Below are 14,251 nucleotides of genomic sequence, written 5' to 3'. Positions count from 1 at the left end.
GTTAATATTGATAATGCTGCTCCTATTGCAACTAAAGCTATAGTAACATATGCGAAGTCGTATAGAACATTTAGGATAGTCATAGATAAACTACTTTATAAACACTATTTAAAGATTATTCGTATGAGCCTATTATTACCAAATTACGAAAAAAACATATATACGCTAGCATGTGGAATAGCGGATTTTCTTGGAGTAAAAAGAAATTGCATTAATAAAATGAACATTTCAGGAAAAAGACTCGCATTAGTATTACTAGATGGTTTAGGATGGAATATATTAAACAAAGCTAATGCAATTGTCAAGGAAGCAGAAAAATTTCAAACCGTATTCCCATCTACTACTTCCACAGTTTTAACTACATTGTTTACTGCAGAAACACCAGGAGAACATGGAATTTTAGGATATAACACTTTTGTAAAAAGATTAGGTGGTATAATAAATACATTAAAATTTACTCATCCAGCTATAAATTCTAGAGATTCTATAGAACCTTCAATACCATTTAAGAATGTATTTCCAAATGTTAAGAGCTACCTTTCAGAAGTTAAAGATAAGAAAACAGTAGAAATTGTTCCTAAAGGTATTGATAATACAGAATTCAGTAAAGCAACTCACGGAAATACTAGCGAAACAAAAACATATATTGACGATTGGGACGCTATATATACTTATTCTCAAACATTACAAAATAATTATGATTTTGTTTATTTATACATCCCAACAGTAGATTCTTTAGCTCATAAATATGGACCTTATTCTGAGCCTACTTTAACTGCAGCAAAATATATTTTTGAGAGTATTTATAATATTTCCAAAAAATATCCAGAATATACTGTAATCATTACTGCTGATCATGGACATGTGGAAGTGGGAAATAACGTAGACTTAAATAAAGAAACAGAATTTCTAAATATGCTTGACGTTCCTCCATATGGAGATTCAAGAGCTTTATTTTTAAGAAGTAGATACGATATGAAAACTTACCTTTATAGTAGATACAATGTAAAAATCTTTGAGAAGAGCGAGTTTTCTTCTTTATTAGGTAGAGTAGATCAGAGCATAGATTTACCAGATTATATTGCTGTACCTTTAGATTCTACTGCATATATATTTGATTATAAAGAAAATGGAGAATACGGAAAACTAAAAGGACACCACGGTGGACTTTTAAATGAAGAATTTGAAACTCCATTGGTGACTATTAATGGTTGATTACTATATTCCTTCATGGGATGATATAGAAGATAATATTTTTGATATAGCTGAGAAAATAATTAAGGACAATTTTTATCCTGATGTAATAGTTGCAATACTTACTGGTGGAGTTATCCCAGCAAAGTTATTTTCTGATCTATTAGGAATAAAAAACATTAGATATATAGAAATAAAATTTTATAGAGGCGTAGGAAGAACTAATTCGAAACCAACTATTAAGGCAGTTTACGTTAACGATATAGAAAATAAAAACGTGTTAATAGTTGATGACGTAGCAGACAGTGGAGAAACATTAGATGCTGTATCTAATATAATAACAATGTTTAACCCTAAGGTAATAAAAACTGCTACAATTTACATAAAACCATGGTCTAAGAGAATTCCAGATTACTATAGCAAAAGTGTAGACAAATGGATCATATTTCCTTGGGATAAATGGGATGTGGTAAGAGAAAATTCTGACGCTCCAGTTAAAAATAAAGAAAGATTCCTAAAATTAATGACTAAAAAATGATTGGTTCCCTATATTCTCCCCATATTTCTCTTAATACTTTACTTGTTTCCCCTACTGTAGCTCCAGCTTTTATTGCATTATATATGTAAGGAAATAGATTTTCTTGACTTTCTGCAGCTTTCCTTAAACTATTTAAAGAGTCCCTCCATTTAATCTCGTCTCTATTCTCTCTATATGATTTTAATCTAGATAGAACTTTTTCCCTAATTTCAGGGTTTACTCTAAATACTTCTGTAGTTCCTATCCAATCTGGCTCATAAGCAAAATTAACTCCAACTTTAGTTAAATCTCCATCCTCTATTCTTTTTTGTATTCTGTACGAACTTTCAGCTATTTCTGCTTGCGGATATCCTCTATCAATTGCTTTCATCATACCTCCCATACTTTCTATCTTTTCTATGATTTTCCAAGCTCTATCCTCTATTTCATCAGTTAACCACTCAATATAATATGAACCTGCTAATGGATCTACAGTTTCAGTGGCTCCACTTTCATAAGCTATAATCTGTTGAACTCTTATAGCAATTTTTGCTGCTTTTTCGCTTGGTAAAGATACAGCTTCATCGAAAGAATTAACATGAAGACTTTGAGTTCCTCCAAGCACTGCAGCTAAAGCTTGAAGAGTTGTCCTGATGATATTTATTTCTGGCTGTTGTGCAGTTAACTCTGCTCCGCCAGTTTGTGTATGGAATTTTAACGTCATCGAGTCGGCTTTTTTAGCGTTAAACCAGTCTTTCATTATCTTAGCCCACATCCTTCTAGCTGCTCTAAACTTAGCGATTTCTTCGAATATATTTGTATATCCAGCAAAGAAGAATGATAATGTAGGAGCGAAATCATCTACTGGGATTCCCCTTTCTACGGTTTTTCTTACGTACTCTATTCCATCAGCTAATGTAAATGCAACTTCTAAAGGGGCATCTGCACCTGCTTCTCTAATGTGATATCCACTTATACTAATTGGATGCCATTTTGGAATATTTTTGTATGAATATTCGATTAAATCTATTGCATATCTTAGGGACTGTTCTGGAGGATAAATAAAGTTCTTTCTAGCTATATATTCTTTTAAAATATCATTCTGTACAGTTCCGTCTAATACTTTTTTGTCAATTCCTCTACTTTCTGCAGTAGCTACATACATTGAAACTAATTCTATGGAAGTAGCATTAATTGTCATTGAAGTACTTACTTTATCCATCGGTATAGCAGACATTACAGTATCCATTTCTTTCCAATGAAACATTGATACTCCTACTACTCCTACTTCTGTATATGCCAATTCCTGATCTGGATCTAAACCTAACTGTGTAGGTAAATCAAAGGCCATACTTAATCCAGTTTGCCCTGCCTCTAGTAACTTTCTAAATCTATTATTAGTATCTTCGGCTGATCCAAAACCTGCATATTGTCTAATTGTCCATATTCTTCCTCTGTACATGTTTGGATAAATTCCTCTTGTAAAAGGATATTCCCCTGGAAAACCAATTTTATCATTATAATTTCCCTTTAAGTCTAAAGGAGTGTAAAGAGGCTTAACTTCTATTCCTGAAGGTGTGATAAACTTTGATTTCCTTTCTTTTCTTTTGGATACCCATGAAGCGTAAACCTTCGATTCCCATTCTTTTACTTTATCTTCTATATCCAACTCTAAACCCTGATAATATATTGTTTAAAAAGTATATAATCTTTGCTTTTTAATCAAATTTATAAGCTAAAATGCTATGTTATATTTATGGAAACAGAAAATATTGATCATATAGGAATAGCAGTAGAAGACCTAGAAAAAGCAATAGATTTCTATGAGAAGAATTTAGGCATGAAACTAATAGATAAAGAAGTCCTAGAAGATAGAGGATTAAAAGTTGCTTTCCTAGTTGGAGAAAAGGAAGGAACTGCAATAGAATTATTAGAGCCAATAAATCATGATGACGAAAATAATACAATTGCAAAATTCCTTAAAAATAGAGGACCAGGATTACATCATCTGGCAGTAAAAGTTGAAGACATAAAGACTTCATTAAATGACCTATCAACAAAAGGATTAAAATTAATAGATAAAGAACCAAGACCTGGTGCTAGAGGTCATTTAGTAGCCTTTGTTCATCCTAAGAGTGTATTAGGAGTACTTTTGGAGCTAGTTCAAGAAAGGCATTAAACTTAGGCAAATTTTAAATTTAGTGAAGTAAATAATATATTTGATCCATAATGTCAAGCAAAAAGAAGAAAACTAATGATATATTTGATTATTTTGATGATCTAATCAGAGAGATAGAGAGCGAATTTGAAGATATGGAAAGAGAATTCTTCAAAAATGCTGGAAAAGGAGATGTAAAAACATTTGGTCCATATGTATATGGATTTAGCGTAACTATGGGCCCAGATGGAAAGCCAATAGTTGAAGAATTTGGTAATGTAAAGAGATTAGGAAGTAAGCCAGTAATTAGCGAAGAAAGAGAACCACTAGTAGATGTCATAGAAAAAGGAGATGAAGTAAGAGTTATAGCAGAAGTACCAGGTGTTGATAAAAATAACATTAAAGTAAAAGTAGATGGGAATACTCTAACTATAACTGCCCAAGAGGGTGATAAGAAATACTACAAAGAAGTGGAATTACCAGCAAAAGTTGACGAAAATTCTGCTAAAGCGAACTATAAGAATGGTGTATTAGAAATAGTTTTTAAGAAAAAAGAAACTAATACTGGGAAAGAGATAAAAGTTGAGTAATTTTTACTTTTTCACTTTTTATAAAACTAGTTCCTGATGGATCTTCTAGTATTAAAGTAAATGGAATTTTTCCATCTTTTGCATCATAAATATCTTTACAATTATCGTTATCACATAATGTACCTAGATATTCTAAAATATCTTCTAATACACCTTCTACAGTTGAAATTAAACCTTGTGAAGCATTTTGAGGATATACTTCAATCCCTAATTCTGGAATATAGAGAGAAGCAAATGGAGATCTATACACTATCACATTAAGATCAGATTCTTCTTCTACTTTGAACTCTAGTTTTTTTGGCTCTGCAGTTTCATAAGGTTTTACATCTTTAAATACATAATTACAATTCTCACATGTCCAATTGGATAAGATTAATTTTCCTACATTTTCGGCTTCATATAAATAATCTCTTGCTATTAATGTTTCTTTTCCACATACTGGGCATTTTAATCTTAGTTCTGAAATAAGTTTAGGTTCCATAATCTCAACCAAAGTTTATTTGGTAGTATTCACAAATATTATACACAGCAAAGTGGTGAAATGAAACTACCACGAGAAAATGATATAGGCAAGATAGAATATAAACTTATCTTATCTGACGTACCAGAAGATAGATTGCAAGAATTAGCTACCCAAATGAAGTACAGAATAGAAGAAGGCGGAGGAGAAGCTATCTATATCGTAGGAGTTGATGATGACGGGGAAATAATAGGTCTAAGCAAAGAAGATCTAGAAAATAGTATAAATGAAATAAATAAAATTGCAAAGATAATAAATGCAGAAATAGTGCACAAAAGAATAGTAGAGATTAAAAAATCTAAGTTCGTAGCTGAACTACTAATAAGAATACATAAAAGTGAAATGCCGATCCAGGTAAATATTGCAGTAATGGGCCATGTGAATGCAGGAAAAAGTACTATTACGGGTAGCTTAGTTTTAGGAAAATTGGATGATGGAAATGGATCGCTTAGAACTGCTATTGCACGATATCTTCATGAAGTTATTAGCGGTCGAACATCATCAATAACGTTAAGAATACTTGGTTTTGATAATCAAGGAAGAATTATAAATCCTTATTGTAGGGATCCTCTTGATGAAGCTGAAGTAACATTAAGAAGTTCTAAGATATTAAGACTTATTGATCTAGGAGGGCATGAAAGATATCTTAGAACCACGTTAAAGGGTTTAATGGGATATGAAACAGATTATGTTATGCTAGTAGTGGGCAGTGATGATGGATTAAGCATAATGGGGAGAGAGCATTTAGCTGTAGCTTCAGTTTTAAAATATCCTATTTTCATAATTATTACTAAAATAGACAAATTCCCAGAAGAAAGAATTAAAGAGATAATTAACGATATAAAGAACGTACTTAGAATACCTGGAATAAACAGATTAGTGATGGAAGTAGAGAACGAGGATGATATCCTAACATCAATAATAGGCTTGCAAACAGGTAGAGTTGTACCAATATTTAAAGTTTCTAATGTAACTGGCAAGAATATTGATTTGCTTACTAAATTCCTCTACATGCTCCCTCCAAGAAAAGCAATATCACAAGTAAATGAACCATTGGTCTACATTGATGAAATATATAATGTAACAGGTGTAGGTATAGTAGTTTTAGGTTCAGTAATTAGAGGTAAGATAAAGTCTAATGATACTATATTTATAGGCCCTTCTGATGATGGAGAATTTTTAGAGGCAAAAGTCAAAAGTATCCAAGTAAATAGAGTATTTGTAGATGAAGTAAAACAAGGAAGTATAGCAACATTTGCTATACAAGGTATTGATAAAGAAAAATTAAGGAAGGGTATGGTAATAACTAAATCTAAACCTACAGCTGCAAAATCTTTCAAAGCTAAAATAATTGTATTACACCATCCTACTACAATCAAAGAAGGTTATGTGGCAACTATACATTTATATACTATAAGGCAAGCAGCTAGATTCGAAAAAATAGAAAAAGGATTACTAAGAACTGGAGACTCTTCTGAAGTAGAGCTGGAATTTCTATATAGGCCAGAGTATATAGAGAAAGGGCAGATATTTGTGTTTAGAGAAGGAAGAACAAGAGGTTTAGGTATTATTAGTAGTATTGAGTCTTGATATAGTACAAGATATTATCTTTCTAGTAATTTCTTCTGCTTGTTTAGAAATAGTTTTCTGTAAGGCATTAGCTAAACTACCAGAAATCTCATACTGAGCATCCCAAACGATTTTTGAATCTTCTACATTTACATTAGTCGTTATTGAAACTGTTATACCTGGGCCATTAACTTCTATAACATCTATAACTTTATTATCCACTACTTTATGTTCTTTGACTTTACCTTGAACTTCTACTCTTATAGGACCTATTTTAATCTCAGCAGTGAAAGAATCATTATTTATATCTTTTACTCCAGGAGTGCAATTCAATAAATTTTTATAATCAGTGAAAAAAGATAGGGTATCTTTTTTACTGGAAATTTTTTCTTCTCCGGAAATTTTATTCATTTCGATTCTACCTTAGCTTTTAAACACTCAAAAAGTTGAGCTATCATTTTATTTATTGCCGGATCCATTAATCGAGCCCCAACTGAAGCTAAAACACCAGATACCTTCACATCAGCTGAATATTCTATTTTATTATCTGAGACATTAACTTTTGCACTTATATCTACGTTACTATTCATGCCATTTCCTTTAGCTATAAGTTCGAATCCATCAGAAGTCACGTTGGCAAATTTTATTGTAGCCTTATAATCACCTTTTATAAACCCTATACCAGTACTTCCTGTTACTTTATATTCATCACCATCTTTTGAAACACTTTTTATACCTGGGAAGCATTTAGCTACGTCTTCTAAATTATTTAGAATATTTAATATCTCTTCTTTTTTTGCACTTACTTCTACTGTACCTTGATATTGCATACTATACTTTAATCTTACATAATAAAATATATTATTAATGAAAATTGGCGCTATAGTTCTAGCCGCTGGAGAAGGTAAAAGATTTAAAGGAAATAAACTATTAGCAACGTTAAAAGGAAAATCTATAATAACATATGCATTAGAGTCGATAAATAATTTAGATAGAGTAGTTATAGCTGGAAGGTATGCAAAAGAACTCATAGATCATTTAAAAAATGAAATTATAATATATAATCCATCTTGGAATAAAGGCGTTTCTAGCAGCATAAAGCTAGGTATTAGATTCTTTCAAGATTACGATGGGGTTTTAGTTGTACTAGGCGATATGCCATTAGTTACTAAGAATGATATAGAAAAAATTCTTTCACGTTTTGATAATAATTGTGAAGCTGTAATTCCAACCTATAATAATTTATGGGGAAATCCTGTATTGCTTTCAAATAAATTGTTTCCAAAATTATTAACATTGGAAGGAGATCAAGGAGCAAAACAAATCCTTAAAATAGAAGAAGAAAAATCAAGCAGTAATATTTATACTGTAGAGTGTAGTATTGGAGTTACACTTGATATAGATACTAAGGAGGATATAAATAAAATAGAAAAAATTATGGTTGAAAAGCGCTAATTCTCATTTTTTGTGATGCTAATTTAATAGCTTCTACAATATTTTGATATCCAGTGCATCTACACAAATTTCCTGAAATGCCTTCTCTAATTTCTTCTTCTGAAGGAGATGGATTTTGATTTAATAACCAGTAAGCTTCCATTATCATACCTGGAGTACAATATCCACATTGTAATCCATGTTTTTCCCAGAACGCTTCTTGAATTGGATGCAATTTATCATCTTTTGCTAAACCCTCTATTGTTAAAATTTCACTGTTGTCTGCTTCTACAGCTAATATTGTACATGATTTTACTGATTTGCCATTTAGTATCACAGTGCATGCTCCACAATTACTTGTATCACAACCTATATGAACTCCAGTAAATCCTAGGTCTCTTAATACATGAACTAATAATCTTCTAGGTTCTACTTCAGTTTCGTATTCTTTTCCGTTAATTTTAAGATGAATTTTTGTTTTTTCATTATTTTCAATTATTTTCATTTAATTCACCTCTTTAAAGCTTCTAATAATGCTCTCTTAGTCATAACTTTAGTTGCCTTCTTTTTATATTCTACGGATCCTCTTATGTCTTCTACTGGGTTTGCATATTTCACTACTTCATTTGATACCTTTTCCAATAATTCATCAGTAATCTTGTTATCTTTAAGCATATTTTCCGCATCTACTGCTCTTACTGCAACATTATTTACTCCTGTTAAACCTATTCTTGCATCTTTAATGATCTCTCCGTCTACCTTTAGTAATACTGCCACACCTACTATAGCAAAATCTCCAGCTTTTCTCTCTAACTTTTGATATGAATATTTATAATCAGAATAATTGGGAACTATTATTTCAGTAACTATTTCTCCTTGATTTAAATCTGGAGTAAACATATCTTTTGCAAAATCTTTAAAAAGTTCTGTTCTTTCACCCTTAGTTCCTTTTATTTTAACTTTAGCATCCATAGCCATAAGAGTTGCTGGATAATCTGCGGATGGATCTAGTTGTGATATACTACCTCCTATTGTTCCCATATTTCTAACTTGTGGATCTCCAATTTTTGAAGCAGTCTCACTCAACAATGGTATATTAGATTTAAAAACTTCATAATGAGTTGTAATAGCACCAATAGATATTTCTTCCTCAGATTTAGAGATATTGTGCAAATTATTTAATCTTCTTATTTCTACTAGATAAGAAGGCCTTATTATCCTTAATTTTAACATTGGTATAATGCTATGACCTCCTGCTAAAACTTTTGCATCGTCATGTTTCTCTAAAAACTCTGTAGCTTCTTCTATACTATCAGGTATAACGTAACCAATCTTTGGCGGGTACATATAATGTAATAGACAACATAGTATTTTATGTTTTACTTAGTTTTATTGAGTTCTTAATCTTCGAAATCTTTAATATATTTACCAACAAATTTTTAGTTAATATCATATAGTATAATTTTACATGAAAATTATTTACTATAAAATTTTATTCTTAAAAGTTAAATGATTTAAAATTCATTTTCAATTTATTTACTAGCTATTTACTGATATATTTCTCTGGATTTTTCTTGAATTCAGCCATACACATAGGGCTACAAAAATAATATGTCACACCTTTATATGTATACTTATACATTGTAGTTTTTACTTCATCTTTACATACTGGATCTTTCATTTTTTGGTCTCATGATAATTTCCACAAACTATCTCTTAACTTTATCACTTCACCAATAACGATTATTGCAGGAGATCTAATTTCGTTTTGTTCTACTATTTTACTAAGATTTTCTAATGTTGAAATATAAACTTTTTGAGACTCTAAAGTACCGTTCTGTATTATTGCCACATGCGTGTCTTTACTCCTAGTTTTCAATAAAACTTCTTGCAATTTTTTCACATTTGATAACCCCATCAGAATAACTAATGTCCCTTTTTTAGGTATATAATCTTCATCAATTTCATTTCCGTTAGCTCTATTCCCAGTTATTACAGTAAACCCAGATGAAAACCATCTACTAGTTACTGGAATACCAGCATAAGCTGGTACTGCTATTGCACTTGATATTCCAGGTATAACTTCGCATTCTATACCTTTAGATATAACATAATAGCATTCCTCTTCTCCTCTTCCAAAAACATATGGATCTCCTCCCTTTAGCCTTACTACTATTTTATTTCCTTTAGCTTTCTCTACTAATGTTTTATTTATCCATTCTTGTAAGTTTGCTTCTCCTAATTCTTTACCAACATATATTTTCTCTGCTTCAGCCTTACTTTCTTTCAGAAGATCTTTTGAAATTAGCCTATCGTAAAGTATTACATCAGCTATTTTCAAAATTTTTAATCCTTTTAATGTTATAAGTTCTGGATCTCCAGGACCGGCTCCAATAAGATATACTTTTCCCACTAATTTATACCCCTTAATAGGCTAAATAGCATTTACTTTCTTAATTATGTATACAGCAAATATTATCGCTTCAAGAAATTTTATGGAATATACATAGACTAAAACATGATCAACAAGAGACGTTTGAGAAATATTATATAATAACGAATAAATATAGAGCAACATTACGTAAAAAATATCGGCTGCGAATCCTAAACTATACAAAATAACTTTTTCCATAAATTTTAACGAAGGTATAAAATATCCTGCTATAAATCCACCAATAAAATCACAGATAAAGGCTAAAATGTAAACCTCCGGATATATTAAACCTAATCTAAATAAAGGTGGAGTTAACCAAGGAACTAGTAAAGCCACTGCTGTTGTAAATCCAATCCAGCTTCTTCTACGTAGAACTATAGATGTAACTGGAACCATACTATCTTCGAATTCTACAAATTTATCCTTTGGCGTATAATAATTAATGGTATACCATCCTAATAATGCACCAGCAAATAAAGGTCCTTGAAAAGCTATTAGCCTATATAACATGTCACCGATAACATATATAACTATAGATATACCTAATAATACAAAAGAAAGATATTTAGCTAAAAGAAATTTATCCATATTTTAAGGTAGGTATACAGTATATATAACCCTATCCTCCTTAATTTCTTTATTCAATATTTTTACTCCTTTATCTTGCATTGCGGCAGCCCACATATCTACTTGATCAGCTTGAACTCCTTGTGTTACTATTATTTTAACTTCTTGATTTCCTCCTACTTCTAACCAGAATTTCATTAAAGACACTGATGGCGAATTTGCACCACATCCCCCAGAAGATTTAGTTAAATCTAACTCATTCATCAATATATCATTGTTGAACTTATACTTAAAATGTTTTTATCATCTAGAAAATAGATCTTATTCCAGTTATTTTTCTTCATTGTATAGATAATTGACCTTAAAATTGTTTTAGCATTACAAAATGCTCCTTCACAATTTGTTAAATAAACTTGAGTATAATTAATTAATGATTTTAATTCTTCTTCTCTTTTATCTTTACTTGATAAAATAATTATTTCACTATTCCTAGAGGAGAAAATAGGAGAATGACAAAATTGTTCTAGTCTTTCATAATTACTTTTAATTCCAAAAATTTCTGCCATCTTCAAATAGCTAAAATATGCTATGCCATAGTTACTTTCTTTCCCTATAAAATAAGGATTTAGTAAAAATATCTCTTTATCTTCGCCTTTATCTTCTTCTTCATTAGCAATGGAGTATAAGGCACTTAAGCTCATTAGAAATGATAATGTACCAGGCAAGATTATAGGAGATTTATATGGTAATTCTACAATATAATCAGCTAGTTTTGCTAATATTGAATCTTTATTTGCGGTAACTACAATTATTTTAGTCTTATTTTTAAATTTTTTTGCTAATAAAATATTAGATTTAGGCTTACCTGAAACTGAAACTATTATAAGAGGTCTATCAAGATTTTCGTATTCCAAAGAATCATAAGGATCTATAGCTTTAAATCTACCTTTTGTTTTTCCTTCTATCGCCAAAGCTGCAGCATATGAGTCTCCTGCGCCAGTAACAAAGGCAGAATCTAAATTTAAATTTGCATTTACTTTATAATCTTTATTTATTTCTTTTTCCATTTCCTCTACTATATTCACATGATATTATTGGACAACAGTTATAAAACCCTTAGGCTAAATATGTTTGATTTAAGTTGAAGATTCTTATAAAAGCTGGAATAGCTTTTACCAAGGATGGACCTACAAATAACGTTAACATTGGTATGTCTGATGGTAAAATAGAAGCAATTTCAAAAAAAGAAATAGAAGAATACTACGATGCAGAATTATCTATAGGTGGAGATAATAGATTAGTATCTCCAGGTTTTATCACAACTCAAACATTTATACAATTATATCCCTTTAGATATAGAATATTCTCGGGAAAGTCTAATGCTAACGATATAGTATCTTCTCTAACTGGAAAAGATGCATATTATTTTTCCTTATTAGCTTCTTATCATTTATTAAGATCAGGCGTTACTACAGCAGTAATAACTGAGCCTTTTGTAGAACATGCAGCTAGAGCAATGAAGCTTGTAGGCATAAGACCAATAATTACTGCAGAAGTAAATTGCATCTGGAGTAAAGGAGACTGGAAAAGAAATTTCGAAAGCCTATATAGTAAATGGAAATCTAAAGATAATTCTGGTATAATATTAAAATTGTGCGATGAAGCAGAAGCAGAAGAAGTATTTAGTATATCTAGAGATTATAAATTACCAGTTCTAGTAGATAGAACTGTTAACCTTGCTAACGTAAAAGGAGATCTTTCTCCTTACATAATAGCGCTAGGTGGAGGAAGTAGAAAAGACTTAGAAATTATTCAAAAGAATTCGTTAAGATTATCATTTACTCCAAGTTTAGAAGTGTGTAAATTCACATTAGGTTCATATAAGCCTTCAATTTCGTTAGATTTAACTCCAAAATTTGATATAAGAAACGAACTAAGTATATCTACATCGAGATTACTCTTAACTGCAGAAGAATCAGTAAAGTCAGTTATTGAGTGGGGATATAATCAATTGAACTTAAATTCTTCATTAGATATAGGAAATACTACGGATTTAGTAATATTTGAAGCTGACGAACCTCCTTCTTATCCTATAGATATGCAAATGCCTTTTGAGAGCCTAATATTTTCTTCATATAATTTAGAAACAGTAATAGTTAATGGAGAAGCAGTATTAGATGGTGGAGTGCCTTTAAACGTCGGAGAAAAAGATATTTCCGAAGCAAATGAAAAGGTAAAAGAATTTGATGAAAGAAGAAAAATGGAAAAAGATTGAGATTGTTGGAGATTTAGCCATAATTGGTATACCATTCAACAAAAAACCAGAAGATTTAGTTGACTACGCTAAACAAATTTTAAACAAACATAAGTATATTAAATCAGTATGGGGACAATATAGAGATACTTCTGGAGACTATAGATTATCTAGTTTTTATCATATTTATGGAGACTTAAGAAGTTCTACCTTATATAAAGAATACGAATGTAAATATTTTCTAGACATAACTAAAGTATTCTTTTCATCTAAATTATCTTACGAACATTTAAGAGTAGCTAAGCAAGTTAAAAAAGGAGAAACTATAATTAACATGTTTGCTGGCTATGGCCCTTTTTCAATATTATCTGCAAAAATTGGAAAACCAAAAATAATTTATTCATTTGATATTAACCCTTTTGCATATTATTTTATGATGGTAAACATAGACATAAATAAAACTTATAATGTTATACCGATTTATGGCGACGTCTTTAGAAAAATATATGAAGTAGAAAATGCTGATAGAATAATTTCCCCACTTCCAGAAAAATATAAAGAAGCTTACGAAATAGCTTTACAAAAAATAAAACCTAATGGAATTATCCATCTCTTTATCGAATTAGAGACAAATAAAGAAAACGATAACCCTATAAAAAAGGCTTTAGAATTATTTCCTAAAGCAAAATTTGCTAGAGTAGTAAGAAGTGTGAAACCATACAAATATCATGTCATTTTAGACATCTACATTTAAAAATATAAAAAGAAAAAGTAGTATAATGATAGACTTTAGAATTTTGGAATTAGGATACTATGCGTCTCAAAAAAAGAATGTGAATATAGGTAATTATGTTATAAAATTTCATAGAAGAAAAATAGCTAAAAACGATTATATGTATTTAGTAGAAATATTTTATAAGAATGAGTTAAAAAATAAAGGAATATTTACGGAATATTCTAATGCTGTAATATTTGCTGGAAACATTATGTTATCTTTGCTTTAACATTTTTATT

At 30.4% G+C, this 14,251-nt stretch carries 20 protein-coding genes; 9 read left to right on the top strand and 11 right to left on the bottom strand.

What is annotated here, in order from left to right; translation table 11 throughout:
- Positions 1-123 precede the first annotated feature (123 nt).
- Both B6F84_RS03030 and B6F84_RS03025 read left to right on the top strand, forming a co-directional pair.
- Positions 124-1,215, top strand: coding sequence for an alkaline phosphatase family protein (locus tag B6F84_RS03030; RefSeq protein WP_148690863.1), 1,092 nt, complete (start codon positions 124-126; stop codon positions 1,213-1,215).
- Positions 1,208-1,732 carry a phosphoribosyltransferase gene (locus B6F84_RS03025; RefSeq protein WP_148690862.1) on the top strand — a complete coding sequence of 175 codons (525 nt, stop codon included), beginning with the start codon at positions 1,208-1,210 and terminating at the stop codon, positions 1,730-1,732. Before B6F84_RS03030 ends, B6F84_RS03025 begins: the two co-directional genes overlap by 8 nt.
- Here the strand turns inward: B6F84_RS03025 and B6F84_RS03020 are convergent.
- Positions 1,722-3,380 (bottom strand): acyl-CoA mutase large subunit family protein, encoded by a 1,659-nt coding sequence (locus B6F84_RS03020; protein ID WP_148690861.1) that lies wholly within the window; start codon positions 3,378-3,380, stop codon positions 1,722-1,724. The genes B6F84_RS03025 and B6F84_RS03020 overlap by 11 nt on opposite strands.
- A gap of 87 nt (positions 3,381-3,467) precedes the next feature.
- Between B6F84_RS03020 and mce the strand changes: the two genes are divergently transcribed.
- Both mce and hsp20 read left to right on the top strand, forming a co-directional pair.
- Positions 3,468-3,890 (top strand): methylmalonyl-CoA epimerase, encoded by a 423-nt coding sequence (mce, locus tag B6F84_RS03015; RefSeq protein ID WP_148690860.1) that lies wholly within the window; start codon positions 3,468-3,470, stop codon positions 3,888-3,890.
- A gap of 50 nt (positions 3,891-3,940) precedes the next feature.
- Positions 3,941-4,459, top strand: coding sequence for an archaeal heat shock protein Hsp20 (hsp20, locus tag B6F84_RS03010; RefSeq protein ID WP_148690859.1), 519 nt, complete (start codon positions 3,941-3,943; stop codon positions 4,457-4,459).
- On the opposite strand, the gene B6F84_RS03005 is transcribed toward hsp20, so the two are convergent.
- Entirely contained in the window at positions 4,428-4,940 is a 513-nt protein-coding gene (locus B6F84_RS03005; RefSeq protein ID WP_148690858.1) for a ZPR1 zinc finger domain-containing protein, read from the bottom strand. The two genes, hsp20 and B6F84_RS03005, sit on opposite strands and share 32 nt — an antisense overlap.
- Positions 4,941-5,000: 60 nt before the next feature.
- Between B6F84_RS03005 and B6F84_RS03000 the strand changes: the two genes are divergently transcribed.
- Entirely contained in the window at positions 5,001-6,569 is a 1,569-nt protein-coding gene (locus B6F84_RS03000) for a GTPBP1 family GTP-binding protein (RefSeq protein WP_148690857.1), read from the top strand.
- Here the strand turns inward: B6F84_RS03000 and B6F84_RS02995 are convergent.
- Both B6F84_RS02995 and B6F84_RS02990 read right to left on the bottom strand, forming a co-directional pair.
- The gene (locus tag B6F84_RS02995; RefSeq protein WP_148690856.1) at positions 6,540-6,959 is read right to left on the bottom strand and encodes an SRPBCC domain-containing protein; all 420 of its coding nucleotides are present in this window, start codon (positions 6,957-6,959) and stop codon (positions 6,540-6,542) included. The genes B6F84_RS03000 and B6F84_RS02995 overlap by 30 nt on opposite strands.
- The gene (locus B6F84_RS02990) at positions 6,956-7,378 is read right to left on the bottom strand and encodes an SRPBCC domain-containing protein (RefSeq protein ID WP_148690855.1); all 423 of its coding nucleotides are present in this window, start codon (positions 7,376-7,378) and stop codon (positions 6,956-6,958) included. Before B6F84_RS02990 ends, B6F84_RS02995 begins: the two co-directional genes overlap by 4 nt.
- Before the next feature lie 37 nt (positions 7,379-7,415).
- On the opposite strand from B6F84_RS02990, the gene B6F84_RS02985 reads away from it, so the two are divergent.
- A complete protein-coding gene (locus B6F84_RS02985; protein ID WP_148690854.1) occupies positions 7,416-8,003 on the top strand; it encodes a nucleotidyltransferase family protein in 588 nt (195 codons plus the stop codon).
- Here B6F84_RS02985 and cutC read toward each other — a convergent pair.
- From cutC to B6F84_RS02950, 7 genes are all read right to left on the bottom strand, one after another.
- The gene (gene cutC / locus B6F84_RS02980; protein ID WP_148690853.1) at positions 7,984-8,487 is read right to left on the bottom strand and encodes a glyceraldehyde dehydrogenase subunit gamma; all 504 of its coding nucleotides are present in this window, start codon (positions 8,485-8,487) and stop codon (positions 7,984-7,986) included. The two genes, B6F84_RS02985 and cutC, sit on opposite strands and share 20 nt — an antisense overlap.
- A gap of 5 nt (positions 8,488-8,492) precedes the next feature.
- Positions 8,493-9,329, bottom strand: coding sequence for a glyceraldehyde dehydrogenase subunit beta (cutB, locus tag B6F84_RS02975; protein ID WP_148690852.1), 837 nt, complete (start codon positions 9,327-9,329; stop codon positions 8,493-8,495).
- Positions 9,330-9,525: 196 nt separating this feature from the next.
- Positions 9,526-9,663 (bottom strand): YHS domain-containing protein, encoded by a 138-nt coding sequence (locus B6F84_RS02970; protein WP_148690851.1) that lies wholly within the window; start codon positions 9,661-9,663, stop codon positions 9,526-9,528.
- 9 nt (positions 9,664-9,672) lie between these two features.
- Positions 9,673-10,395, bottom strand: coding sequence for a uroporphyrinogen-III C-methyltransferase (gene cobA, locus B6F84_RS02965; protein ID WP_148690850.1), 723 nt, complete (start codon positions 10,393-10,395; stop codon positions 9,673-9,675).
- Between the two features lie 21 nt (positions 10,396-10,416).
- Positions 10,417-11,004 (bottom strand): DUF1404 family protein, encoded by a 588-nt coding sequence (locus tag B6F84_RS02960; RefSeq protein ID WP_148690849.1) that lies wholly within the window; start codon positions 11,002-11,004, stop codon positions 10,417-10,419.
- Between the two features lie 3 nt (positions 11,005-11,007).
- Positions 11,008-11,247: a hypothetical protein gene (locus B6F84_RS02955; RefSeq protein WP_148690848.1), complete on the bottom strand. Its 240-nt coding sequence runs from the start codon at positions 11,245-11,247 to the stop codon at positions 11,008-11,010.
- Positions 11,247-12,050 (bottom strand): SIS domain-containing protein, encoded by an 804-nt coding sequence (locus B6F84_RS02950; RefSeq protein ID WP_148692816.1) that lies wholly within the window; start codon positions 12,048-12,050, stop codon positions 11,247-11,249. Before B6F84_RS02950 ends, B6F84_RS02955 begins: the two co-directional genes overlap by 1 nt.
- A gap of 74 nt (positions 12,051-12,124) precedes the next feature.
- On the opposite strand from B6F84_RS02950, the gene B6F84_RS02945 reads away from it, so the two are divergent.
- Genes B6F84_RS02945 through B6F84_RS02935 form a run of 3 tightly spaced genes read left to right on the top strand, consistent with a single transcriptional unit; the run spans position 12,125 to position 14,241 of the window.
- Positions 12,125-13,258: an amidohydrolase family protein gene (locus B6F84_RS02945; protein ID WP_148690847.1), complete on the top strand. Its 1,134-nt coding sequence runs from the start codon at positions 12,125-12,127 to the stop codon at positions 13,256-13,258.
- Positions 13,230-13,991 carry a tRNA 4-demethylwyosine(37)-methyltransferase Taw21 gene (taw21, locus tag B6F84_RS02940; protein ID WP_148690846.1) on the top strand — a complete coding sequence of 254 codons (762 nt, stop codon included), beginning with the start codon at positions 13,230-13,232 and terminating at the stop codon, positions 13,989-13,991. Before B6F84_RS02945 ends, taw21 begins: the two co-directional genes overlap by 29 nt.
- Before the next feature lie 25 nt (positions 13,992-14,016).
- Positions 14,017-14,241 carry a hypothetical protein gene (locus B6F84_RS02935; protein WP_148690845.1) on the top strand — a complete coding sequence of 75 codons (225 nt, stop codon included), beginning with the start codon at positions 14,017-14,019 and terminating at the stop codon, positions 14,239-14,241.
- Positions 14,242-14,251 lie beyond the last annotated feature (10 nt).

This window comes from Acidianus manzaensis (assembly GCF_002116695.1).
GTDB classification, from domain to species: domain Archaea; phylum Thermoproteota; class Thermoprotei_A; order Sulfolobales; family Sulfolobaceae; genus Acidianus; species Acidianus manzaensis.
The sequence above is the reverse complement of the archived record's forward strand: the minus strand, read 5'-3'. Positions and strand labels throughout refer to the sequence as shown.